This window comes from Halopseudomonas sp., assembly GCF_038130085.1.
Classification (GTDB): domain Bacteria; phylum Pseudomonadota; class Gammaproteobacteria; order Pseudomonadales; family Pseudomonadaceae; genus Halopseudomonas.
In genome coordinates this window covers 1-24273 of sequence record NZ_JAYPMU010000018.1, presented here as the reverse complement: position 1 = coordinate 24273, position 24273 = coordinate 1, and the positions used below count along the sequence as shown (strand labels likewise).

The 24273-nt window shown below is 59.3% G+C and carries 24 protein-coding genes; 8 read left to right on the top strand and 16 right to left on the bottom strand.

Features of this window, described 5'->3' with window-relative positions; all coding sequences use genetic code 11:
- Nucleotides 1-126: 126 nt before the first annotated feature.
- The 5 genes from AAFM31_RS13345 to leuC form a co-directional block, all read right to left on the bottom strand.
- Nucleotides 127-1146: an aspartate-semialdehyde dehydrogenase gene (locus AAFM31_RS13345; protein ID WP_341708421.1), complete on the bottom strand. Its 1020-nt coding sequence runs from the start codon at nucleotides 1144-1146 to the stop codon at nucleotides 127-129.
- Between the two features lie 102 nt (nucleotides 1147-1248).
- Complete coding sequence (gene asd / locus AAFM31_RS13340) at nucleotides 1249-2361, bottom strand: aspartate-semialdehyde dehydrogenase (RefSeq protein WP_341708420.1); 1113 nt, start codon at nucleotides 2359-2361, stop codon at nucleotides 1249-1251.
- An 80-nt stretch (nucleotides 2362-2441) separates the two neighbouring features.
- A complete protein-coding gene (gene leuB / locus AAFM31_RS13335) occupies nucleotides 2442-3524 on the bottom strand; it encodes a 3-isopropylmalate dehydrogenase (RefSeq protein ID WP_341708419.1) in 1083 nt (360 codons plus the stop codon).
- A 71-nt stretch (nucleotides 3525-3595) separates the two neighbouring features.
- Nucleotides 3596-4240, bottom strand: coding sequence for a 3-isopropylmalate dehydratase small subunit (gene leuD / locus AAFM31_RS13330; protein WP_341708418.1), 645 nt, complete (start codon nucleotides 4238-4240; stop codon nucleotides 3596-3598).
- Between the two features lie 11 nt (nucleotides 4241-4251).
- The gene (gene leuC / locus AAFM31_RS13325) at nucleotides 4252-5679 is read right to left on the bottom strand and encodes a 3-isopropylmalate dehydratase large subunit (protein WP_341708417.1); all 1428 of its coding nucleotides are present in this window, start codon (nucleotides 5677-5679) and stop codon (nucleotides 4252-4254) included.
- Nucleotides 5680-5827: 148 nt separating this feature from the next.
- Between leuC and AAFM31_RS13320 the strand changes: the two genes are divergently transcribed.
- From AAFM31_RS13320 to AAFM31_RS13310, 3 genes are all read left to right on the top strand, one after another.
- Nucleotides 5828-6709: a LysR family transcriptional regulator gene (locus AAFM31_RS13320; RefSeq protein WP_341708416.1), complete on the top strand. Its 882-nt coding sequence runs from the start codon at nucleotides 5828-5830 to the stop codon at nucleotides 6707-6709.
- Nucleotides 6710-6845: 136 nt separating this feature from the next.
- The gene (locus AAFM31_RS13315) at nucleotides 6846-10079 is read left to right on the top strand and encodes an EAL domain-containing protein (RefSeq protein WP_341708415.1); all 3234 of its coding nucleotides are present in this window, start codon (nucleotides 6846-6848) and stop codon (nucleotides 10077-10079) included.
- Between the two features lie 132 nt (nucleotides 10080-10211).
- Entirely contained in the window at nucleotides 10212-10748 is a 537-nt protein-coding gene (locus tag AAFM31_RS13310) for a glycine zipper 2TM domain-containing protein (RefSeq protein WP_341708414.1), read from the top strand.
- Between the two features lie 150 nt (nucleotides 10749-10898).
- On the opposite strand, the gene AAFM31_RS13305 is transcribed toward AAFM31_RS13310, so the two are convergent.
- Nucleotides 10899-11792: a LysR family transcriptional regulator gene (locus AAFM31_RS13305; protein ID WP_341708413.1), complete on the bottom strand. Its 894-nt coding sequence runs from the start codon at nucleotides 11790-11792 to the stop codon at nucleotides 10899-10901.
- Nucleotides 11793-11893: 101 nt separating this feature from the next.
- On the opposite strand from AAFM31_RS13305, the gene AAFM31_RS13300 reads away from it, so the two are divergent.
- Nucleotides 11894-12667 carry a ferredoxin--NADP reductase gene (locus AAFM31_RS13300; protein WP_341708412.1) on the top strand — a complete coding sequence of 258 codons (774 nt, stop codon included), beginning with the start codon at nucleotides 11894-11896 and terminating at the stop codon, nucleotides 12665-12667.
- Between the two features lie 49 nt (nucleotides 12668-12716).
- On the opposite strand, the gene AAFM31_RS13295 is transcribed toward AAFM31_RS13300, so the two are convergent.
- The 4 genes from AAFM31_RS13295 to aroC are packed head-to-tail and all read right to left on the bottom strand — an operon-like array spanning nucleotide 12717 to nucleotide 15715.
- Nucleotides 12717-12902, bottom strand: a complete 186-nt coding sequence (locus AAFM31_RS13295) for a PLDc N-terminal domain-containing protein (RefSeq protein ID WP_371833037.1) — start codon at nucleotides 12900-12902, stop codon at nucleotides 12717-12719.
- A 60-nt stretch (nucleotides 12903-12962) separates the two neighbouring features.
- Nucleotides 12963-13433: a hypothetical protein gene (locus AAFM31_RS13290; RefSeq protein WP_341708411.1), complete on the bottom strand. Its 471-nt coding sequence runs from the start codon at nucleotides 13431-13433 to the stop codon at nucleotides 12963-12965.
- A 13-nt stretch (nucleotides 13434-13446) separates the two neighbouring features.
- Nucleotides 13447-14607, bottom strand: a complete 1161-nt coding sequence (locus AAFM31_RS13285) for an MFS transporter (RefSeq protein WP_341708410.1) — start codon at nucleotides 14605-14607, stop codon at nucleotides 13447-13449.
- A 16-nt stretch (nucleotides 14608-14623) separates the two neighbouring features.
- Nucleotides 14624-15715 (bottom strand): chorismate synthase, encoded by a 1092-nt coding sequence (aroC, locus tag AAFM31_RS13280; protein WP_104737528.1) that lies wholly within the window; start codon nucleotides 15713-15715, stop codon nucleotides 14624-14626.
- Nucleotides 15716-15832: 117 nt separating this feature from the next.
- Here aroC and AAFM31_RS13275 point away from each other — a divergent pair, with 117 nt between their 5' ends.
- On the top strand, nucleotides 15833-16606 hold the full coding sequence (locus tag AAFM31_RS13275) for a sulfite exporter TauE/SafE family protein (RefSeq protein ID WP_341708409.1): 774 nt from the start codon (nucleotides 15833-15835) through the stop codon (nucleotides 16604-16606).
- 101 nt (nucleotides 16607-16707) lie between these two features.
- Entirely contained in the window at nucleotides 16708-17487 is a 780-nt protein-coding gene (locus AAFM31_RS13270; protein ID WP_341708408.1) for a hypothetical protein, read from the top strand.
- A gap of 57 nt (nucleotides 17488-17544) precedes the next feature.
- Here AAFM31_RS13270 and prmB read toward each other — a convergent pair whose 3' ends face one another.
- Complete coding sequence (gene prmB / locus AAFM31_RS13265; RefSeq protein ID WP_341708407.1) at nucleotides 17545-18456, bottom strand: 50S ribosomal protein L3 N(5)-glutamine methyltransferase; 912 nt, start codon at nucleotides 18454-18456, stop codon at nucleotides 17545-17547.
- Nucleotides 18457-18601: 145 nt separating this feature from the next.
- Here prmB and AAFM31_RS13260 point away from each other — a divergent pair, with 145 nt between their 5' ends.
- Nucleotides 18602-19174, top strand: coding sequence for a Smr/MutS family protein (locus tag AAFM31_RS13260; protein WP_341708406.1), 573 nt, complete (start codon nucleotides 18602-18604; stop codon nucleotides 19172-19174).
- A 54-nt stretch (nucleotides 19175-19228) separates the two neighbouring features.
- On the opposite strand, the gene AAFM31_RS13255 is transcribed toward AAFM31_RS13260, so the two are convergent.
- Entirely contained in the window at nucleotides 19229-19906 is a 678-nt protein-coding gene (locus AAFM31_RS13255) for a nitroreductase (RefSeq protein ID WP_341708405.1), read from the bottom strand.
- Between the two features lie 210 nt (nucleotides 19907-20116).
- Complete coding sequence (locus AAFM31_RS13250; RefSeq protein ID WP_341708404.1) at nucleotides 20117-20638, bottom strand: hypothetical protein; 522 nt, start codon at nucleotides 20636-20638, stop codon at nucleotides 20117-20119.
- Nucleotides 20639-20890: 252 nt separating this feature from the next.
- On the opposite strand from AAFM31_RS13250, the gene AAFM31_RS13245 reads away from it, so the two are divergent.
- Entirely contained in the window at nucleotides 20891-21262 is a 372-nt protein-coding gene (locus AAFM31_RS13245; protein ID WP_341708403.1) for a hypothetical protein, read from the top strand.
- Nucleotides 21263-21654: 392 nt separating this feature from the next.
- Here AAFM31_RS13245 and AAFM31_RS13240 read toward each other — a convergent pair whose 3' ends face one another.
- The 3 genes from AAFM31_RS13240 to AAFM31_RS13230 form a co-directional block, all read right to left on the bottom strand.
- The gene (locus AAFM31_RS13240; protein WP_341708402.1) at nucleotides 21655-21954 is read right to left on the bottom strand and encodes a hypothetical protein; all 300 of its coding nucleotides are present in this window, start codon (nucleotides 21952-21954) and stop codon (nucleotides 21655-21657) included.
- A 573-nt stretch (nucleotides 21955-22527) separates the two neighbouring features.
- Nucleotides 22528-22896: a hypothetical protein gene (locus AAFM31_RS13235; RefSeq protein WP_341708401.1), complete on the bottom strand. Its 369-nt coding sequence runs from the start codon at nucleotides 22894-22896 to the stop codon at nucleotides 22528-22530.
- 94 nt (nucleotides 22897-22990) lie between these two features.
- On the bottom strand, nucleotides 22991-23746 hold the full coding sequence (locus tag AAFM31_RS13230; RefSeq protein WP_341708400.1) for a hypothetical protein: 756 nt from the start codon (nucleotides 23744-23746) through the stop codon (nucleotides 22991-22993).
- Between the last annotated feature and the right edge of the window lie 527 nt (nucleotides 23747-24273).

Here is a 24273-nt window from a genome sequence, read left to right as displayed (position 1 = left end):
TCGGACTGGCTTACGCCAAAGGCTCCCCACCCGGCCCGAGCAAGTTGCGAATGCAACGCCATGCCCAAACGGTCTTTGTCCTGCAAAACCTAACCTGCTTGATACAAAAACACCAGCAAGTATCGATTACAAATAGTCTTTTATCAACAAGCCAGCCACTGCCAGACTGTTAAGTGCTACACCTTTTCGAAGATTATCAGACACAATCCACAAATGCGTGGTGTTCGGATCAGTGACATCCTGACGAATCCGCCCCACCCATACCTCGTCCGAACCGGTCGCATCGGTCACCGGAGTCGGGAATCCACCGGCGCCCTCCTTGTCCAGCACCTTTATACCCTTGACCCGACGCAGGATGTTGCCCACTTTCTTGCTGTCGAGTGGCTCGGCAGTGGTGACCTGCATCATCTGAGCGCTGCCGTAGAACAACGGTACCAGGACACAATTTGCCAGTACCGGGACATCAGACAGCCCCAGCACCTCAGTCACACCACTTACCAGGTCACGCTCTTCACGGCTCGCGCCCGATGCATCGATATCCGAGGTGCACGGCAGCAAGTTGAACGCCGCCTGCTTATCCAGCACGCCACCTTTTTCGATGGGCTGACCGTTGAGCAAACGACCGGTTTGCATCGCGAGCCCCTCTACCGCAGCCTTGCTGTGCGTAGACATGGACTGATAGGTCGCAATACTTACGCGCTGCAGCGGCGCCATACCCGCCAGCGCCTTGAGCACCAGCGCGCTCTGCACAACCTGCGCATCCGGGCAGGAGACAGCGCGGCGACTGACTGCGTCAGCCAGAGCCGTTGGATTTACCTCTGCAACAACGCTCGCACCCTGCCCGGCCAGCAGTCCGGTGGTGTCCACCACCAGCGCACCCGCATCACGAATAGTGCCGATACACTGCAGGCCAAACTCGCGCTCACCAGCAACAATGGCGACGGCAACTGAGGAAAAGTCAAAGCTGGAAAGCGCTTCGACTCGCACGCTCTGCCCCTTGATCATGCGCCGCTCACCCGCTTCATCATCCACATCGACCAGCGCGATGGAGGAAAACGCATACTCCTGCTCGTCCAGCATGTTGACCAGCATGTCACCTACCAGACTACTGACACCAACAATCGCCACACCCGTTGCTTTGCTCATACCCTGCCCTTCATTCACTTCATGCATTACACAAACACAAAGGGCACCCCGACGAAACGGGATGCCCTGATCTTTACCGCGGACGCGCAGAGCGCGCCACGATCAACCTTCCTGCAGGATCCGCAGCATGCGACGCAGCGGCTCTGCCGCGCCCCACAACAGCTGGTCACCGACAGTAAAGGCCGACAGGTACTGCGAACCCATGTTCAGCTTGCGCAGGCGACCAACCGGCACACTCAGCGTGCCGGTAACGGCAGTCGGAGTCAGACCTGCCAGAGTGTCGTCCTTGGTATTCGGAATCACCTTGGACCACGGGTTGTGCTCGGCCAGCATGGACTCGATGTCCGCCAGCGGCACATCCTTGTTCAGCTTGATGGTCAGTGCCTGGCTGTGGCAACGCATCGCACCGATGCGCACGCAGATACCATCAACCGGGATCGGACGACCGCTGCGACCAATGATCTTGTTGGTCTCGGCCTGCGCCTTCCACTCTTCACGGCTCTGGCCATTGGGCAGCTGCTTGTCGATCCATGGGATCAGACTGCCAGCCAGCGGCACGCCAAAGTTGTCAGCCGGGAAGGACTCACTGCGCAGCGTCGAGGCAACAGTGCGGTCGATCTCCAGAATGGCACTGGCCGGATCTGCCAGCTGGTCGGCAACGGACGCATTGATTGCACCCATCTGGCTGATCAGCTCACGCATGTTCTGCGCGCCAGCACCACTGGCTGCCTGATAGGTCATGGCACTCATCCACTCAACCAAACCTTGCTCAAACAGACCACCCAGACCCATCAGCATCAGGCTGACGGTGCAGTTGCCACCAACAAAGGTTTTGATGCCGTCACGCAGCGCCTGATCAATGTTACGACGGTTGACCGGGTCCAGCACGATAACCGCGTCATCTTCCATGCGCAGGGTAGACGCTGCATCGATCCAATAGCCCTTCCAGCCCTCGGCACGCAGCTTGGGATACACCTCACTGGTGTAGTCGCCGCCCTGACAGGTAATGATGACGTCCATCGGCTTGAGTGCTTCAAGGTCAAAAGCGTCCTTGAGCGCAGGAATGTCCTTACCAATATCCGGACCCTTGCCACCTACGTTAGAGGTGGTAAAAAACACCGGATCGATATCGGCAAAATCATTCTCGTCGCGCATGCGTTGCATCAGCACAGAGCCGACCATGCCACGCCAACCAACCAAACCAACTTGTTTCATAACAACAACCCCCGTGGGGTAACAGATTCAAAGACACATACGCCCGGCCGAAGCCAGGCGCAAATGGATAATCGGACAGATTACAGGTTTTTCAGTGCTGCGACCACGGCGTCACCCATTTCCGCAGTGCCAACCTTGCGGCAACCTTCGGACTGGATATCACCGGTGCGCAGGCCCTGATCCAGCACCTGACTGACCGCCTGCTCGATGGCATCGGCAGCGGCCACCTGAGCGAAGCTGTAACGCAGCATCATGGAAACAGACAGGATGGTCGCCAGCGGATTGGCGATGCCCTGGCCGGCGATGTCCGGCGCGCTGCCATGACACGGCTCGTACATACCCTTGTTGTTCACATCCAGCGATGCAGACGGCAACATGCCGATAGAACCAGTCAGCATGGAGGCCTGATCGGACAGAATGTCGCCGAACATGTTGTCGGTCACGATCACGTCAAACTGCTTCGGCGCGCGGACCAGCTGCATCGCTGCGTTGTCGACATACATGTGCGACAACTCGACTTCCGGGTAATCCTTGGCTACTTCCTCAACCACTTCGCGCCACAGCTGGCTGGAGGCCAGAACGTTGGCCTTGTCGACCGAGCAAAGCTTCTTGTTACGCACCATCGCCATGTCGAAACCGACCTTGGCAATGCGGCGCACTTCGCTCTCGCTGTAGGGCAGTGTGTCGTACGCCATGCGCTCGCCGTTTTCCAGCGTGGTGCGCTCGCGCGGCTTGCCGAAGTAGATACCACCGGTCAACTCACGCACGATCAGGATATCCAGACCGGAGACAACTTCCGGCTTGAGCGTCGACGCCTCGGCCAGCTGCGGGTACAGAATCGCCGGACGCAGGTTGCCAAACAGCCCCAGCTCGGAGCGAATTTTCAGCAGACCACGCTCCGGGCGCAGCGCCGGATCAATGGTGTCCCACTTCGGACCACCCACAGCGCCCAGCAGCACCGCATCGGCAGCACGGGCGCGCTCAAGGGTTTCGTCTGCCAGCGGCACGCCGTAACGGTCGTAGGCTGCGCCGCCCAGATCGTCAAAGCTCAGTTCGAAGCCGAGATCGAACTTGCTGTTAGCCACTTCCAGCACCTTGACCGCCTCGGCCATGATCTCCGGACCAATACCGTCGCCCGGCAGGATCAGAATCTGTTTACTCATGTCGTTCCTCGTAATCATTCATGGCGCAGAGCGCTACTGGCCCTGCACCCACTATTCATGTGTGGCGCGTATCAAGCGTCGCGAAACAGCCAAGGTTGACGCTGTTTGTGGCCAACCTCAAAGGCGCTGATCGCATCGGCGTCACGCAGAGTCAGACCGATATCATCCAGACCATTAAGCAGGCAATGCTTGCGGAACGCGTCAATCTCGAAGGCGTACTGTTTGCCGTCCGGGCGGGTAACCGTCTGCGCTTGCAGATCGACGGTCAGCTGATAGCCCTCAGTCGCCTCACATTGCTCAAACAGCTCATCCAGCGCCTCGTCCGGCAGGATGATCGGCAGCAGGCCGTTCTTGAAGCTGTTGTTGAAGAAGATGTCAGCAAAGCTCGGCGCAATCACCGTGCGGAAGCCGTACTCGTCCAGCGCCCATGGCGCGTGCTCACGGGAAGAGCCACAGCCAAAGTTTTCACGCGCCAGCAGCACGCTGGCACCTTGGTAACGCGGAAAGTTCAGCACAAAGTCTTCGTTGATCGGACGCTTGGAGTTGTCCTGATTCGGCTGACCGACATCCAGGTAACGCCACTCGTCAAACAGGTTCGGACCGAACCCGGTGCGCTTGATCGACTTCAGAAACTGCTTCGGAATGATCTGGTCGGTATCGACATTGGCACGATCAAGCGGGCAGACCAGGCCGGTATGTTGGGTAAAGGCTCTCATCTCGACTCTCCTCAGGCCTGCATCAATTCGCGAACATCAATGAAACGACCGGTCACCGCAGCGGCAGCAGCCATCGCCGGGCTCACCAGGTGGGTACGACCACCGTTGCCCTGACGACCTTCAAAGTTACGGTTGGAGGTGGAAGCGCAATGCTCACCACTTTCCAGGCGGTCCGGGTTCATCGCCAGACACATGGAGCAACCGGGTTCACGCCATTCAAAACCGGCTTCGATAAAGATCTTGTCCAGACCTTCCTTCTCGGCCTGCGCCTTAACCAGGCCAGAGCCCGGGACAACCAGCGCCTGCTTGACGGTCGCCGCAACCTTACGCCCCTTGGCGACGGCTGCAGCCGCACGCAAGTCTTCAATACGCGAGTTGGTGCAGGAACCGATAAACACGCGATCCAGCTGGATGTCGGTGATCGGCTGGTTGGCAGTCAGGCCCATGTACTTGAGCGCACGCACGATAGAGTCACGCTTGACGGCATCGCTCTCAGCAGCCGGGTCTGGCACGTTCTGATCAACGGCCAAAACCATTTCCGGCGACGTACCCCAGCTCACCTGCGGTTTGATGTCTTCAGCGCGCAGCTCGACGATGGTGTCGAAGTGCGCATCGGCATCAGAAACCAGATCTTTCCAGGCTTCGACGGCGCGATCCCACTCAGCACCCTGCGGCGCAAACGGACGGCCCTTGACGTATTCGATGGTCTTTTCATCAACGGCGACCATACCAACGCGCGCACCGGCTTCGATGGCCATGTTGCACAGCGTCATGCGGCCTTCGACCGACAGGTCGCGGATCGCGCTACCGGCGAACTCCAGCGCGTGACCGTTGCCACCCGCAGTGCCGATCTTGCCGATCACGGCCAGTACGATGTCCTTGGCGGTCACACCGAAGGGCAACTGGCCTTCAACGCGGACCTGCATGTTCTTCATTTTCTTGGCGACCAGACACTGGGTCGCCAGCACGTGCTCAACCTCGGAGGTACCGATACCGTGCGCCAGCGCACCAAAAGCGCCGTGGGTAGAGGTGTGCGAGTCACCACAGACCACCGTCATACCCGGCAGGGTTGCACCCTGCTCCGGGCCAACGACGTGCACGATGCCCTGACGGACGTCGTTCATCTTGAATTCGAGGATGCCGAAATCATCGCAGTTCTCATCCAGCGTTTTGACCTGAATGCGCGAGACCTCATCAGCGATAGCCTCCAGGCCGCCCTGACGCTCGGCCTTGGTGGTCGGTACGTTGTGATCCGGGGTGGCAATGTTGGCGTCGATGCGCCACGGCTTGCGGCCAGCCAGTCGCAGCCCTTCAAACGCCTGCGGCGAAGTCACTTCGTGGAGAATGTGACGATCGATGTAGATCAATGCAGAACCATCATCTCGTTGTTTGACGAGATGGTTGTCCCACAGCTTGTCGTAAAGCGTTTTCGCAGACATGGGTTACTCCTGGGTATCAGACTGTGGCCACCGTCCCCTGCAACTGCAGGCCCTGCGGCGGCTCTTTCATTGGGCACAGAATAAATTTTGCCCAGAGATAAAACAAAGGAATATTATTTATGAAACAGATAACCAACTGGAATGCGAGATGGATACCGCCAACCTGCAGGCTTTTCTCGCCGTCGCCGAGACCGGCTCGTTCTCGCGGGCAGCAGAACAGCTGCACCTGACCCAGCCCGCCGTCAGCAAGCGCATTGCTATGCTCGAGCAGCAACTTGACGCGCGCCTGTTCGACCGCATCGGTCGCCACGTCTCATTAACTGAGGCCGGGCTCGCGCTAAAACCCCGCGCCGAGCAGGTCCTCAGCCTGCTGAATGATACGCGCCGCGCCCTGAGCAATCTATCCAGCGAGGTCTCCGGCCGTCTGAGCATCGCCACCAGCCACCATATCGGCCTGCATCGTCTGCCTCCGGTGCTGCGGGAATTTACCCGCCGTCACCCGCTGGTGTCCTTCGACATCCAGTTTCTCGACTCAGAAGTTGCCTACGACAAGGTGCTGCACGGCGAGATCGAGCTGGCGGTCATAACCCTGGCTCCGGAAGTCGAACCGCCGGTCATTAGCGAGCTGATCTGGGACGACCCGCTGGACTTTGTCATCGCCCCCGAGCACCCGCTAGCGCAACAGGGCTCACTGGAGCTGGCTCAGCTGGCCGCCTATCCGGCAGTGTTTCCCGGTAGCAATACCTTTACCCATCAGGTCGTCAGCGATCTGTTCGAACGCCACCACGTACAACCGCAGATCAGCATGAGCACCAACTACATGGAGACGATCAAGATGATGGTCTCCATCGGTCTGGCCTGGAGCGTGCTGCCACGCAGCATGCTGGACAATCAGGTCAGCGTGCTGCAACTACCCAACGTACACCTGCAGCGCCAACTGGGCTGCATCTGGCACAGCGGACGCACCCAGTCGAACGCTGCCCGCGCTCTGATCAACCTGCTTCGTGACGCCCGTCACCAGACCGGCTGATTTCGACTTTCGGTTACTTGTTCAACGGCAGGAGCACGTCTATCGTCAAAAGGTACGGAATCAGCCGAGCGGCAGGCCACCAACCTGCCTTGAACGGTGTCGGGGCCGCCAGCCCCACTGAATGGATCAGAAACGCATGTCAGGCAACACAGGCGCTTACCCACCGGATGTGGCTGCTGCGTCCGCCCCTCCCTTTAACGTGCTGTTTCAAGGCATGCCTTGCCCTGCGCTACTGATAGACCTGCGCAGCGAGCAAATCTGCGACATCAACCCAGCCTTTGAGCAGCAGTTCCAGTGGCAACGCTCTGCCCTGATTAATCAGGCCGCAGCCACGTTTCCGCTATGGGGGCGCCCTATTCACTGGCGCAGCCTGCTGACCGAGCTCGAACGTAATGGTTGTTTGCGCGATCGCCAGCTCAACCTGCTCGGGCGCGACGGCAGGCTGCAGCGCTGCCGCCTGAACATGGACTACATCGATCAGGCCGAAGGCCGGCAGCTACTGATCACTATCGCCATACCAGCCGGCGCGGTTGAGCCGCCCCAAGCCGACTACCGTGCAGCCTTCAACGCCAGCGGCGCCGCGCAGTTGATCATGGACCTCGACAGGCGACGCATTCTCGAAGTAAACCCGTGTTTCGAGCGTCTCAGCGGCCTGAGCAATGATCAGTGCCGGGGCCGCAATGCCGCCGAACTTGGCATTCTGCCAGCGGCAACCGGCAATCGCCTATACGCTGCGTTGAGCAGCGGCAGCCTGATCCCGGGCGAGGAAGTAACGGTCACCCTGCCCGGTGGCATAGTGGCAGACGTCATGCTGCACGCAGAAGCCGTCGTGCGCGATGCTCACCGCTACCTGATCGTTACCGTCACAGACCTGACCTGGCAGAAACGCCGCGACCGGGCGCTGAAAGACAGCCAGGAACGCCTGCGCATGGCACTTGATGCCGCCCAGATGGGAACCTGGGACTGGCGGATCGATACCGACACATTGCACTGCTCGTCGCGCGCCGCCGAGCTGAACGGATTCGCTGCTGAAGATTGGCAGGGATCAGCCAGAGCGTTTCTCAAGCAAATAATCAGCGAAGACAAGCGCGCCATCCGTCGCGCCCTGGTAGCCATCTGTCGGGGGCATCAATCCCACTATCGCCTGACCTACCGCGTCCCACACGGCAAAGGCGTTCGCTGGCTGCAGGCAACAGCCACACTGCATTTGAACGACGCAGGTCGCCCTACCCGCATGATCGGCACGCTGCTGGATATCACCGAGCAACGCAAGAGCCAGAACGCACTGGTCGAAAGCGAAGCCAAGTTCTCGATGCTGTTTCAAAGCGCTCCTGATGCCTACTGCCTGATCCATTGCGACAGCCAGCGCATCATTGAGGTCAACCAGAGTTTCTCGCGCACCTTCGGTTACCCGCCCCTTGATCTGGTCGGGCACACCCCGCAACAGGCCGGACTGTGGAGCGCTCAGGCTGCCCACGCGGCGCTGAACGAGGCGATCAAGGGCATTCGCGAACTGCATAACCAGATAGAAACCTTCGCAACCCACAACGGGCGCGTCCTGCTGTGCGAAACATCCACCTCACGCCTGCGCATCAACCTGCAGGATTGCGTGCTGTTCAGCTTCCGCGACATTACCGCCCGTACGCAGGCCGAAGCTGCATTGCGTGCATCGGAAGACAAATTTGCCCGCGCTTTCAAAGGCAGCCCCGACTCAATCACGATCAGCGAAAAGGCCTCCGGTCGTCACCTGGAGGTCAACGAAGGCTTCAGCCGTCTGACCGGATACCGCGCGGAGGAAGCCATAGGCCGCACATCGGCTGAACTTGGACTGTGGGTTGACCCGAATGAACGCGACGAGCTCATTCGCCAGATGGAACTCCACGGCGGCGTATACCACCGGGAGCTGCGCATGCGCACCCGCGAAGGGGTTGAGTTGACGGTCGCCGTCTCGGCCCAGCCGCTGGAGGTGGACGGCCTGGAATGCCTGCTTTTAACCGCCCGCGACGTAACTGAACAGAAACGCATCGAGGCCAAGGTTAAACACCTCGCTTACCACGATGCGCTGACCAACCTGCCCAACCGACTGCTGCTCAGTGATCGTCTGGGCCAACTGAACGCGCTGTATCAACGCCATGCCCTGCGGGGTGCATTGCTGTTCTTCGACCTCGACCACTTCAAGCACATCAACGACTCGCTCGGCCACTCCTGCGGTGACGCTGTGCTGCAGGAGGTCACCCGTCGCCTGCTCAGCCGCGTTCGAACCGAAGACACCGTTGCCAGGCTCGGCGGAGACGAGTTCGTCGTCCTGCTCAGCGGCCTGAACAGCACCGGGACCGCTCTGCGCAAGGAAGTCCTGCAGACAGCACGCGAGCTGCTGGACACCATCTCCGAACCCATGCAGGTCGAGGGCCACGCACTGCAGTTGAGCGCCAGCATCGGCGTGGCCTTGATACCAGAGCACGGCGACGGCGCCGAAGACCTGCTCAAGCGCGCAGACATCGCGCTGTACCGGGTGAAAGAGGACGGTCGAGACGGTATCGCCTTCTTCGAGCAGTCGATGCAGGTTGCGGCCAGCGAGCGCCTCGCAATCGAATCGGAGCTGCGCAAGGCATTCAGCGCCGAGCAGTTCAGGCTGCATTTTCAGGCCCAGGTTGCCCACGGCAGCCAGCACATCTTCGGCGCCGAAGCGCTGCTTCGCTGGCACCACCCTCGACGCGGAATAATCGGGCCCGCCGCCTTCATTGACGTACTCGAACAAAGCAGCCTGATTTTCGAGGCCGGCCGCTGGATTCTCAACAAGGCCTGCGAGTGTCTCGCCCAGTTGCTCGCTGATCAGCTGATCAATCCCAACAGCTTTTGTCTGAGCGTCAACATCAGCCCCCGGCAGTTCCGCCACCCCACCTTCGTCGGCGATGTGCTAGACGCTATGCGTAAACACGCCATTCCAACCCGCTGCCTGAGCCTGGAGATCACCGAGGGTATCGTTATCGAAAATATCAACGACACCATCGACAAGATGAACGAACTGCGCAGCCACGGCGTGCATTTTTCCATCGACGATTTCGGCACCGGCTACTCATCGTTGAGCTATTTGAAACAGCTTCCGGTCGACCTGCTGAAAATCGATCAATCCTTCGTGCGCGAGTGCACCAGCAACGCAAACGACGCCGAGATCATCCGCGCCATCATTGCCATCGCTTCCAGCCTGCACATGGATCTGATAGCCGAGGGCGTGGAAACCCGTGAACAGCTCGACTTCCTTCACGCCCAGGGCTGCAACCAGTTTCAGGGTTACTTGTTCAGCCCACCGATTGATGAAGAAGCGTTCCGCACCCTGCTCCAAACCGACAGCTTCGCCAAGCACTTCTGAACCGCCAAGTCCGTCACAAAGCCGACGTATGGCGCGGCCTGCAGGGAACCTGTCTCCACCTGCAGTAGTCCATAAACGCATGAACCGCAAACCCTGCGGCGGAAAAATCATAGGCAATAAGGAGTTTTCATCATGAACAAGTCTATGTTGACGGGCATTTTGGTAGGCGCGGCGCTGGCAACAGCGGGTGGCGCCATTGCGGGTTACACCGCGTTCGCAGACAGAACCCCCACCGAGGCTGAAGTTCTTGATGTTGCCGAAATCACCCAGACCCAGCGCACCCCGCGCGAAGTCTGCAACGACGTTGCAGTAACCCGCCAGAAGCCGGTACAGGACGAGAACCGTCTGCTTGGCACCATCGCTGGTGCAGTCGTTGGCGGCGCACTGGGTAATCAGGTCGGTGGCGGCAACGGCAAGAAGATCGCGACTGTTGCAGGTGCCGCCGCCGGTGGCTACGCGGGTAACCGCATCCAAGAGAATATGCAGAACAACAGCACGTACACCACCACCGAACGCCGTTGCCAGACCGTCTACGACAGCCACGATGAAGTGGTTGGCTACAACGTTCAGTACCGTATCGGCGACCAAACCGGCACCGTGCGCATGGACCACAAACCCGGCGACACCATCCCGCTGAAAGACGGTGAACTCGTGCTCAGCAGCAACTGATAGCTATCTGCGGCAAACAAAAGCCGTGACGCGCAGTCGTCACGGCTTTTTTGTTTTATCTCGAGACAACCACCCTCCCGACCGCAGCAGCGACAGCAGAGCAACAAGCCCGATCATGCGGGCGAACAGCGCAGCGTGCGCCGAATGCCGTCAGGCCAGCCCCTCGGTACTCTCCCGGCACAGCTCCAACCAGCGTTCCACCCCTGCACTGCGAAACTTCTGCCGATGAAGGGCAAAGTAGAAACGGCGGTGAAAGTCCCGATGGGGAACCGGCAGCGGCACCAACCGGCCGCGCTCAAACGCATCGACCAAAGTGATCTCCGACAGACAGCCCACCCCCAACCCCGCCTCTACCGCCCGCTTGATGGCTTCGGTGTGCTGCAGCTCCAGCTTGATATTCAGCTCGGGCAACAGGCCGTGCATAGCCCACTCAAAGTGCTGGCGGGTACCCGAGCCGGGCTCGCGAACGATCCACGCGGCGCTGAGCAGGTCTTCATCGGTCAACCAAGGTTTGCCCGCCAAAGGATGGTCCGGCGCGCAAAACACCACCAGTTCGTCGTCACGCCAGTGCAGCATCTCCAGATCAGGGTGACGGCTCTCCCCTTCGATCAAGCCAAGATCGAGCTCAAAATTCGCCACTTTGCGCACGATCGTCTCGGTGTTCGCCACCTCCAGTTCGACCCGAGCCCCCGCCTGCTCACCCATGTAGCGAGCCATGATCTCGACCGCCAGGTAGTTGCCGATACTCAGGGTGGCGCCAACCTTCAGATGGCCGATATCCTGATGCCGAGCCAGTGCGGTTTCCAGACTGCGCGCCTGTTCCAGCAACGCCTCGGCCCGCGGCCGGATGCTCTCCCCCAACTCGTTGAGCTGCAGGCGCTTGCCGACCCGATCAAACAACTGCACATCAAACTGGCTCTCCAGATCCTTCAGCGCACTGCTGGCCGCCGACTGCGACATCGCCAGGCTGGCCGCCGCGCGCGTGAGGTTTTCATGGAAGGCCGTGGCAAGAAAGACCTCAAGCTGACGCAGGGTGTATCTCATAATCGGTTTTTCCGAATAGATATATATGAATTATTCGTTTCTCCGATAGATTAACCCTGCGTAGACTCGCCGGCCAAGAGATGTTCACTTCTGGAGGCGTCATGTCAGGCTTCAACACCGAAAAAGTACTCAGCGTGCACCACTGGACAGATACCCTGTTCAGCTTCAAGACCACCCGTGATCCCGGTTTCCGCTTCAAGAACGGGCACTTCATCATGATTGGTCTGGAAGTCGAAGGTCGCCCGCTGATGCGCGCCTACAGCATCGCCAGCCCGAATCATGAAGAAACCCTGGAGTTCTTCAGCATCAAGGTGCCGGACGGCCCGCTGACCTCGCGCCTGCAGAACATCAACGAAGGCGACCAGATCATGATCAGCCGCAAGCCTACCGGCACGCTGGTGCTCGATCACCTGATCCCCGGCCGCAACCTGTACCTGCTGAGCACCGGCACCGGCCTTGCGCCCTTCATCAGCATCATCCAGGACCCAGAGACCTACGAGCAGTACGACAAGGTGATCCTGACCCACGGCTGCCGCAACGTCAGCGACCTGGCCTATCAGGAACTGATCAACGATGTACTGCCGAACAACGAGTACTTCGGTGATCTGGTACGCGAGAAGCTGATTTACTATCCGACAGTCACCCGCGAGCCGTTCCGCAATCAGGGTCGCCTGACCGACCTGATGAGCAACGGCAAGCTGTTCTCCGACATCGGCCTGCCGCAGTTCGATCTGGAGCAGGACCGCTTCATGCTGTGCGGCAGCCCGAGCATGCTCAAGGACTGCTGTGAGATTCTCGACGCCAACGGCTTCAAGGAAGCTCGCCACGGCGATCAAGGTCACTACGTGATCGAGCGCGCGTTCGTCGAGAAGTAAGAAGACGAGCGTAACAAAAAGGCCCCGGTGCGCTGCACCGGGGCCTTTTCTATGCCTTGTTTCCGCGCGGCCCTGCCACGAACCAGATGATCAGCCCCAACAGCGGCAGCAGCACGACCAGCAAAATCCACAGCAGCTTCATGCCCATCTCGGACCGGCTCTGCAGAATGTTGATGATGGCCCAGATATCCCCGATCAAAATCAGCAGCCCAAGCAGGCCACCGCCCATTCCCATATTCATTGCCTTCCCCCTTGGCGTTGGTGTGTCCAACACACTATAGATCATGCAGGGAAATCAGATATCCAATGGCAACAAGCCCGTCAGCGTTGGTGCTTCAAGCGGATGGTATGTCAATGCCGACTCTTCAGCCGCGCTGTCCTGCCAGCGGCAATCGATCCCGGCGGCAGGCAGAATGCACTGCTCAAGCCCCGTCGGCAGCTGGATACAGTCACCGGCACGCAATGCGATAACCAACGCCCAGCCATCGCCGCCGACACATAGCCGCAACTGCCCCGCCAGCACCTGCCGCGTTACATCGCCACTGGTGAAGATATTGGCTTCGGTAAGCTGGTCTTGCACCTGCTGATACGCAGGCAGCCCGTGCGCATCATGGGTGCGAGTGACAGCAGCGGCCGAGAGGCCTGCATCCTCCGTGGTCAACGACAGACCCAATTCAGCCAGCGCGCGCTGAATATCCTCAACATGGGTCAGCACCCGTCGCGGGCACTGCAGATCACCGCTTTCGTAGACCGCCAGTATGCTCATCAATCCCCCGTGTTCAATCGCCTTCACGCAACCGAAGGCTAAGAATCAGCGCCGCCGCAAACGCCGCTACTGCCGCTATGCCAAAGGTCAACGCAGGCCCGATCCCCTGCCATGCGTAGCCGGAATAGAGCGCCCCCAAGGCGCCGCCAACACCTGCCAGCGTCGCATAAAGTGCCTGCCCCTGTCCCTGATACCTTTCGCCAAAACGGTGCTGAACGAAGTGAATGGCCGCCACATGGAACGCACCGAAGGTAGCTGCGTGCAGAACCTGCGCAAAGATCAGTACCGTCAGATACTCAGCCAAGGTGCCGAGCAACACCCAGCGCAGTGACGCGATCAGAAAACTCGCCACCAGCAGTGCGCGCAGGCTGAACACCCCCAGCACCCGGTGCATGACCAGAAACAGCACGATCTCGGCGACCACACCCAGCGCCCAGAGCGCCCCAATCAGCCCGCGCCCGTAACCCAGCGCCTCCAGGTGAATACTCAGGAAGGTGTAATACGGCCCATGTGACAGCTGCATCAGCGCCACACAGAGGAAGAACGCCGGGACGCCCGGCCGCCAAAGCCGCAGCAGAAAACCGTCTGCGTGCTCCTGGCTGGCAGCGGTTTGCCGCGGTGGCGGCGGCACCAGGGCGCTGCACAGGCTGATCAGCAGCATGATGCCGAGCATGGCCACCGGATAGACGCCCATCCCCTGACGCTGCAGCAGCAAGCCCAGCAATACTACGGTGAGAATAAAGCCGACCGAACCCCAGAGCCGGAGTTGACTGTAACGGGAGGACTGATTGCCAAGATGGGCCAGGGTAATGGCTTCAAACTGCGGCAGCACGGCGTGCCAGAAGAAACTGTGGGTCGCCATGATCGCCGCCAGCCACCAGTAGTCCTGCCGCCAGAAGATGCCGGCAAAGGTCAGTGCTGTAAGCAGCGCCCCCACCCGCACAATCAACAATCGTTGGCCGGTTGCATCACCCAACCAGCCCCAGAGATTGGGGGCAACGCAGCGCATCAGCATCGGGATGGCAACCAGCTCGCCAATGCGCGCCGGTTCAAAGCCGAGGGATTCGAAATACAGCGAGAGGAAGGGCGCTACCCCGCCCAGCAGGGCGAAGTAGGCAAAGTAGAAACCGGACAGCCGCCAGTACGGCAGCGGGGACCCTGCGACCGCGCTCACGGCTGACCGAGCCGACTCAAAGCTGACCCAGTACCGGGGTCGTCACCTTCACGTCAGCGTTCTGCGCACGGTGGCGCAGCAGATGATCCATCAGCACCAGCGCCATCATCGCCTCTGCGATCGGCGTTGCACGGATGCCCACGCAGGGATCGTGGCGGCCCTTGGTGATGACGTCGACCGGCTGGCCGTTAACGTCGATCGAGCGGCCGGGGGTGGTAATGCTGGAGGTCGGCTTCAGCGCCAGGCTCGCAACAATCGGCTGGCCGGAGGAGATACCGCCCAACACGCCGCCGGCCTGGTTGCTGAGGAAGCCTTCCGGGGTCAGCTCGTCACGGTGTTCGGTACCACGCTGGGCAACCGACGCAAAACCCGCACCGATCTCGACGCCCTTCACCGCATTGATGCTCATCAGCGCATAAGCCAGCTCCGCATCCAGACGGTCAAAGATCGGCTCGCCCAATCCCGGCGGCACACCTTCGGCAACCACGGTGATCTTGGCGCCAACCGAGTCCTGATCACGGCGCAGTTGATCCATGTAGGCTTCGAGCTCGGGAATCTTGTCCGGATCAGCGCTAAAGAAGGCGTTGTCGTTGACGCCGTCCCAGCTCTTGAACGGAATCTCGATCGGGCCCAACTGGCTCATATAGCCGCGGATCTGGATACCCAGGGTTGCCAGATACTTCTTGGCAATCGCACCGGCGGCCACGCGCATCGCGGTTTCCCGCGCCGAAGAACGGCCACCGCCGCGGTAATCGCGCAGACCGTACTTGTGGTGGTAGGTGTAATCGGCGTGAGCCGGACGAAACAGATCCTTGATCGCCGAGTAGTCCTTGGACTTCTGATCGGTGTTGCGAATCAGCAAACCAATCGGGCAACCGGTGGTGACGCCCTCAAACACGCCAGACAGAATCTCGACCTCATCGGGTTCCTGACGCTGGGTGGTGTGACGGCTGGTGCCGGGCTTGCGGCGATCCAGATCACGCTGCAGGTCTTCGCTCGACAGTGGCAGGCCGGGTGGGCAGCCATCGACAATGGCGACCAGCGCCGGGCCGTGGCTTTCGCCGGCCGTGGTGACGGTGAAGAGGGTACCGAGCGTGTTTCCAGACATACCAAGAACCTGATCTAAACGTGGGCAGGGCGGCAGTATACCCGCTGGCCGCGGACGGTGACAGCCTGCAGCCCTGCGCGTAGGCTACGCCCTTCCCTTCGTTTCCAGAGCTTCCCGATGAGCGAACTGTTGCCGCTACTGCTGCCCGAGAACCTTGCCCCGCACTGGGCGTTGCTGCTCATCCTGGCAGCCGCGCTGACCTCCGCCGTGACTGCCGCCATGGGCGCGGGTGGCGGCGTGATGTTGCTGGCGATCATGGCGCTGGTGATGCCGGCAGCAGCAATCATCCCGGTGCACGGCATGGTCCAACTGGGGTCCAACGCCAATCGGGCGCTGATGACCTGGCGCCATATCAACTTCCGGGTGATCGCCTGGTTTGCCCCCGGCGTGATCCTCGGCGCGTATGCCGCCAGCCTGCTGCTGGTGCGCCTGCCGCTGGGGGTGGTGCAGCTCAGCATTGCCCTGTTCATTGTCCTGCTGTGCTGGGGCCCGGCCATTCCGAAAGTTGCTACCGGCCCAATCGGCACCCTGCTCGCCTCCGCCATCACCAGCTTCCTTAGCCTGTTCGTCGGCGCTACCGGCCCGCTGGTAGCGGCGTTCATCAAACAGCAACAGGCGCACCAGCGGCTGCAAACGGTCGCCACCTTCGCCGCAGCCATGACGCTGCAGCACCTGCCAAAAGCCTTCGCCTTCACTGCTGCCGGCTTCATCTTTCACGATTGGCTGGCTCTGATCGCCGCGATGATCGTCGCGGGCGCAGCCGGCACCTGGCTCGGCCTGCATCTGCTTAAACGCATGAGCGACCGATATTTCAGCCGGCTGTTCAACATCGTGCTTACCCTGCTGGCCGCACGCCTTGCCTGGGAAGCAGTTCACACCTGGATCGCATGACACGGTAAAACGGGGCGATTACATTACAGAAAAACGGCAAAGCGCCGATAAACCGTGGGAGAGATGCCACCAGCCGCATCCGCAGTACCCTGGACAACTGAATGACCCAAACCGACACGCTTGACGACAACGCTACCCCGGAGCAAACCGCCCCGCGGGACCCGTTCGCCCGCGCCAAGCCGTCAGATTCCTACTGGGTTCAGCTCAAGCCGGTATTCAAGGCGCGCATTCTGGTCCACCCAGAGCGCCTGGCGCAGATCGCCGTGACCCAGGAACGCATTGGCGCACTGGAACTGCTGCGCTTGCAAGTACGCTTTGAGGGCGAGCCGCTGCCGGAAATCGGCAACCGCGTGGAAGTGCTGGTCGACCATAAGCACAAGCGCGTGCGCTTCGGCCCAATCGAAGGCGTGCAAATTCAACCTGCCCAACGCGGCTTGGGCACCTTCATGTTTGCCCAGCTGATTCACTGGTGTCAGCGCCACTGTGGCGATTACGCCGTCACCCCGATCACCCTGCGCGGCAGCGATGGCACCACCGAAGACGCACGCACCGCCCGTGACAACATCCTCACCCATGCCGGCTTCAACATCACTCCCCTGGACGGCGAACCCGGCGCTGCGTTAGCCCAGGCCAACCGCGTCAATGACCTGATCGGCAGCTGGAACACCGAGCGCATTCAGCCCCTGCAGATCAACACCCTGCTCGCTCAGCTGCGCGAAAGCGAAACCCAGAACCAGAAGCAGGAAGCACGGATCAACCAACTGCAAGCCGCCATCGCCAGCTACAAGCGCTCGGATCTGGGCAATCGCTTTGCCATCGGTTGTCTGATTGCCTTCTCTATCTTCCAGGCGTTGATGCTGCTATGGGTGGTACTGCGCTGAGCAACCGCTCAGGGAAGACCTGCGCAGCGAGCGCCGCGCAGGGATAGTCAAAAAACCTCAGAGACTCTCGGCAAACAACGACTGAAAGTGACGGCACTGCTCGGCACTCAGTACGAATACGCCGTGCCCGCCGTTGCGGAACTTGACCCACTCAAAATCCACTTCCGGCCACTCGGCCATCACGTGAACCATGCTGTTGCCTACCTCGATCACCAGCACACCGTCTTCGGTCAGATAGTCCGCCGCCTCCGCCAACATGCGACGCACCAAATCCAGCCCGTCTTCACCCGCAGCCAAGCCCATTTCCGGCTCGTGGCGGTATTCATCCGGCAGCGAATCCATGTCCTCGGCATCCACGTAGGGCGGGTTGCTGACGATCAGGTCAAATCGCTCACCAGCCAACCCATCAAACCCGTCGGACCAGCGCGCCTCGACCCGCTCACCCAACTCGTGCATCTCGATGTTCTGCTCAGCTACCGCCAGTGCGTCCGACGACAGATCCGCCAGTACCACTTCGGCCTCGGGGAAGGTATAGGCACAGGCAATGCCGATACAGCCGCTGCCGGTACACAAATCCAGAATGCGTTCAGGGTCGCGTTCCAGCCACGGTTCGAAGCGGCTCTCGATCAACTCGGCAATTGGCGAACGCGGCACCAGCACCCGATCATCAACCACAAAGTCCAATCCGGCGAAGCGCGCGTGCCCCGTCAGGTACGCCGCAGGCAAGCGCAGACGAATGCGCTCCTCCAGCAGCGCCACCACCGCATCGCGCTCCTCCTCGGTCACCCGGCACTGCATGTACTCCAGCGGCGTTTCCCACGGCAGGTACAGGGCGTGCAGCACCAGCAGCCGTGACTCATCCCAGGCATTGTCTGTGCCGTGGCCAAAAAACAGCTCAGCCTGATGGAAGCGGCTAACGCCCCAACGGACGAGATCCTGAATGCTCTGCAGTGCAGCGTGTTCGCTCATGGGCAAATCCTTGTTCGGTTCAGGCCGCCATTCTACCGTGCAGCGCGCCGGCGACCAGCAGGCTGATGAAAAACGCAGGTAACACGGCTAGTTTTTCACCAGCCTGCAGCTGTTACACTCCGGTTTTTGCATGACGATCAGCAGCATGACACAGGATTCCTTCTCCGACGACGATCTCGACCTGTTCCGTCAGGCCGTCAAGGGCGCCAAGCCCATCAAGCACCAACAGGCCGATGTCGGCAAGCCGCCGCGCGACCGCGCCAGCATTGCCGCCAGCCGCCAGCGCGCCACCGTCAAACAGAATGAAGTGGTGGTCGACGGCTTGTCCGATCAGTTTGTGATCGATGTCGACCCCGAGCAGGAATTGGCCTGGGCGTCCAACGGCGTGCAGGAATCGCAGCTACGCAAGCTGAAGCAAGCGCACATCCCGTTTGATGGCTCGATAGACCTGCACGGACTGACCATCGAGCGCGCCCGCGAACAGCTCTGGGCATTTCTGGCTGAAGCAGTAAAGCAGGAAATCCGTTGCGTGCGCGTCACCCACGGCAAGGCCCGTCGACTCGATGGCCGTAAGCCGATGATGAAGAGCCACGTGAACACCTGGCTGCGCCAGCACGACAGCGTGCTCGCCTTCGCCTCCTGCATTCCGCGCCACGGCGGCACCGGCTCGGTCTACGTGCTGCTGCGCAGAACCATGCTTGAAGGGCGGGACGACTAAACCGTCGCCCTGCCCCTCGCCGGGCGTCTATGCCCTCGCCCGGCGGTGCCCGACTTAGTCAGCAAACCCGACGAAATTCGCCACCTCAGCCACCTCACGCCGACGCGATACCACCGCGTTGGCCGGAAAGCTGTCATCCGGGTAACCCATCGCCACGCAGATGATGATGACCTGATCATCCGGAATGCCTGCATGCTCGCGCACCACAGGTGAGTGCATGATGCCTTGGCTGTTGACCACACAGCCCAGGCCGCGCGACCAGGCCGCGTTGACCAGCCCATTCACCAGTGCGCCGCAGTCGAACTGGGCGATATCGCCTTCACGCAGTTCTCGGTCGTAGGTCACCACAATAGAGACCGGCGCATCAAACTGGCGAAAGCCGCGCAGCACCCAGTCCTGACGCTTCTCCTTGTCATCGCGGGCGATCCCCATCGCCTCGAACAGCTGCACCGCAATCTCGACCTGACGCTGGCGGTGCAGGCCCTCATAACTGCCGGAATCGCGGGTTTCCTTTGAGGGCTTCACGCCGGTGATCATGCGCTCGGTGTTCTCGGCGCGAATGCTGTCCAGCGGCTCGCCGGTCAACACATGCAGATGCCAAGGCTGCGAGTTCATCGACGACGGCGCGCGCGTCGCCAGGCTGATTACCTCTTCCAGCACACTGCGCGGCACCGGCTCGGGTTTGAACGCCCGGATACTGCGACGACCCAAAACCACATCATCGTAATTCATTGTTGTTCTCCCACGACAAGTCCTGCCCAAAGCGCATGCCTCGGGGCCATTGGGAGCGGACGTTAGCACAGCACAAGGCGCAGCTGATGCGGGTCAGCCGGTTGAAATGGCGGATTATCAAACCGCTGGATAACGTAAAGCGGGCCGGTGCATACGCAACGGCCCGCGCGGTCAAAGTCAACGAGCAAGGGATGGGACTAGAGCGGCGCCCTACTCCCGCTCACCCACCGGCACCATCAGATGCGCATACGGCGTGTCGCCCCACATCACATAGGGGCCACCCGCGTGCGGATCATCGGTAACGCCCTGCAGCAGCGCCTTAGGCACAATCAACATCAGGTGTGGCCCTTCCTTGATCATGTCTGGCGCATGCGCGTGATCGGCGTGATACGGGTCGGAATTACTGACCCCGCCGTCGCCCGCCAGCATATACGAGATGCCGAGCTTGTCGGCCTCATACGGCGCCTTGCTCATCAATGCACCAAACACCGCCATCCACACCGCGTCATTGCAAATTGGCGCGTTATCACCCGGCAGCGTCTCCGGCATGCACACCCAGCCGTTGGATCCCTCCGCCAACACCTTGCCCTGATACATCACCGTTGCCGCGTCGCTCACCATCGACGGCGCAGCACTGCGGGCCTGATCGATCAAAGCCTGATCGTCAGCCCACACCGCAGAGCAGACAAAGGGAATAACAGCGCACGCAGCCAATCGAGTTGCAGTACTCATGTGACCTCCTCATTCAGTCAAAAGACATCAATCGGGAAGTACGAACACTCAGAACCAACCTGGCAGTCGGTGAAAAATGTCATGAGTACAAACCGCGAAAACGCTGGCGCTTTTCATCGGCTTGCTAGATTGATTACCTAGAAAGTCTAGGTCGGTATGTGACAGCTTGGTGAAAAGCTGACCAGTGGCTCACGGCGAGCAGAACCACTGCCTGTGCTAGAGTACGCCCTGACGCCAACCTGGATAGCCCACATGCTGATATACATTCTCATCGCCTGCGACCGTCTTGACGAAAAGCAGGAAAAAAAGCTCAAACAGAACCTGCCGGCGCTGCAAGCGGCCTTGCAGGGGTATGCCGATGAGTACGCAGCGAACAAGGTAGTCCTGATCAACGAATGTGAAAGCGGCGACTGCGAAGACTGGCAGCTGGGCATCAGCCAGCCGGTGAAGAAGCCACTTCACCTCAACCCGCCAGTAAATCTGTTCAACAGCCTTGCCGAGCAATACGACATTGATTGCGAGGTGGGTTACATCGAAGACGACGCTCGTGAAGCCGTCAGCTACTTCGGCAAACACGAAGGCCGGGGCGAGGCGTTTCTGATCGCGGAGTATCTGGGGCTGTAGTGGTTTGAAGCAGCGAATGCGTGCTGGCAACGGAGACTCAAGCGGCCTGTCGTTACCCCCTGGGAATCGCCCTCTGCACCCCGCACCAACTCGATCGTCTCACTAGCCATGCTCTCTTGCTGGTAGTAAACAAGCCCGCCGAAATCAGTATCGATCAGCACACCGGAGCGCAAATAGCTCCACAACGCACTGGGGTACTCGGTCGAGTATTCATTTGCATCGATATTCACCACCACAAGCCCGAGATATTGACCATCAATAGGACCGTATCTCCGACCTTCACCAACCTGCCATCTGTATATTTTATGGGGACTATTAACGTCTGAACCTGAATAGCAGGAATATCGAAGAACACTCTGGCGCTGGGAAAAAGATGCCGTTTGCTGTGGCTTTCAGGCTACAGAATGGAGCCGTTTTCTGATTGAAAGCACGATGTCGTTATATTTCTTGTCCCTTGGCTCCAGCTGTATAGAAGACTGGAAGTCGTCATAGGTTATCCAGAAACGGCCACCGTCAACTTGTACTTCAAGCAGGCATTCGTCGAAAGTGATAACTGGCTCGGAAACCTGCTTGGCACCCAGCCTCTCCGCCCACTTTTTGGCGTAACCGGGGAAGTCCTCCCACGCTGCTTCGGGCTCCAGAACAAGTGCTATTCCACCAGAGGCCATATCAGCAATATCAAACCTATTCACAAAGAAGCCCCCACTTAGCGCCTGGGTGCACCGCAAGCAAACAAACGCGCAGCTTGTCACATGCAGCGCAGACAGCCGCCACCGAAAACAGCTGGAGCAATGGGTTAGGAGTCAGTACTAAACCACGGTGGCTCACCATGATATTCCTCGTGCGTAATCCAGCCCTGTTCGAGACTGTCCCGTCTCCAGCTCCTTTCACAATCCTGTGGAATGCCTTCACCAATCCACGGGTAGGTAAGAACCCCTTCTTTTTCCCTTAGCCGATCCGTGGTTCCGATAAGGGTCGCATGCTGCATGAATGCAGCCACCGGCCTGCCACCTGGAGCACACAAGGGAATCCTGAGGAGAATGGGATCAGCGATCGCTGCTGCGCGCTCCAGTGTTTCTGCTCGCACAATCATGTTCGTCTCTTGTCCGTCTGGCCCTTCGGGGTCTTCACCGTTACCCCAGTGAGCCAAGAGATACACGTTCATGGGTCTTCTGCCAGGCTCCCAGCTTTCAGGAGCGAATGAATCGCCGAATGACACTTGCTCAGAGCACGCATTCTAGGGCTCTACAGCGGCTTGCTACGGTTCACTTTATGAAATCGGTAATGGAATACATCTTCTTGTTATCTGGAGCGTATTGCTTGCCTGGGTCAAAAGTAACCCTGACCGTAGCCTCCTGCCCATCGTCGTATTCGATAGATTCACACAAGTCGGCCTCCGCGTGGAGTTCTATGCTCTGCTCCCCATCTGAAAGAGTGCCAAAGCAACCCGCATCACCTTCCCAAAACCACCATGTCATCGCTCCGGTTAGCTCTACAGAATCGGATGTAGACATTGGCAGCACCGGAAACGCCGAACCACCAGCGGCACCTACGTTCACTGAACCCTGCTCTTCCGCAGACTCTGAGCATCCAACCAGCAGCGAAAGTAAAACCATCAACCCAACAATCTTCATATTTTCATCCTTGTATCTCTATCCGTGGACTTAAAACCCTGGATTCCATAACGAGCTTAGGCATAGCTAAAAATCAACCCGGGTAACGTCTGACTTAGAGGGAAGCCAGCTCAACCTTCGACATGGGAATTGCGGCCTCCATAACGATACCCAGCGAGATGTGGGGTTGAATTGAGGCTTTCGCCATGTCCATTGCTGCTTGAATTGCGAAGCCATATGCCACAGGCCAAAGCACAGGGTCACCCGACAACTTCTTGACCACCGGAAGTAGTGCTGGCCACAAGGCGCGCAAGTATGCGATCGGAAGATCCCCGGCGGTGTGACCTTCAATGGAATTTGGGACTCCGAACTTATCGGAGCCGATGTTCGAAGCAGTGCGCTGGAATATCTCGTTGATGTCCGGGAGTGACTTCGCGCCGTTGTGTTGTGCCGCGCCAGCGGCCAAGCTCCAGACAGAAAGCTTTCCCTCTGCCAAGGAACCATTCAGTGGATCGCCAAAGTAGTAGCGCTTCCCGTCTTTGGTCGTTGCCACCTGAAAAGGGGAATCCGGGTTCATGCCGCGAGCGATAGCCTGCTCGCGCAGATTTGCTTGGCACGCGTATCCGGCTAGCGCCCCTAGTGCGCAGAACAGGGACTCGACGTGAACTCCCTTCTCGTTCTTCATCGCGGCGAGAAGTCGATTGAGGACTTCCTTTCCGGCAATCTTTGCGCCGACTAGAGGATCGGTCTTCCTCTTCTCTTCAATCGCGCTCAGCAGCGCAGCCTCTTGCCCGTTGCCTGTGCCAGAGCGTGGCTTGGCCGGTTTTTCCCGGTCTTCCTTTTTTGAGCCTCCAAAGAGCTTGCCGAACATCCTGGTTCTCCGTTTTGTTGTGTAGCGAGAGCGAGAGTTCCTTCCCTTTAACGCCCGGCATACGCGCCGATTTGGAGCCGCAAAGCGGCGAAAAAACGGTCGCCGTGGTGCCGTTTGTTAGCTGACCTCTGCAACGTTCTCCACATGATATTTGCCATTCTCATCTAATACCAAGTCGAACATTTTATTATAGGAGTTCGTATTTGCATCCTTGCAGCTGACGATTAGCTTTAACTGGGAAGGCGCATCACCACTTTTCTCTGTATCCCACTTCAAAGTGTGAGTTTGACCTTCATTGAAATAATGTACGATGCTTTTTGGATTGATTTGATCAATCTCTGGCACAGTACTAAATCTAACACTGGATGCAGGCTTTCCTGAGTTGATTAACCCTATTTCAAATGAAATCTTCGAACCCGATTTTGAGCGCCATCCTGCGGAAGTAATCGAAAAATTAGGATGCGCCTCTCTCCTTGAACCGCCCCGGGTTTCGCGGAGGCTTCAACTCCTGAGAAGATGAAGCCATG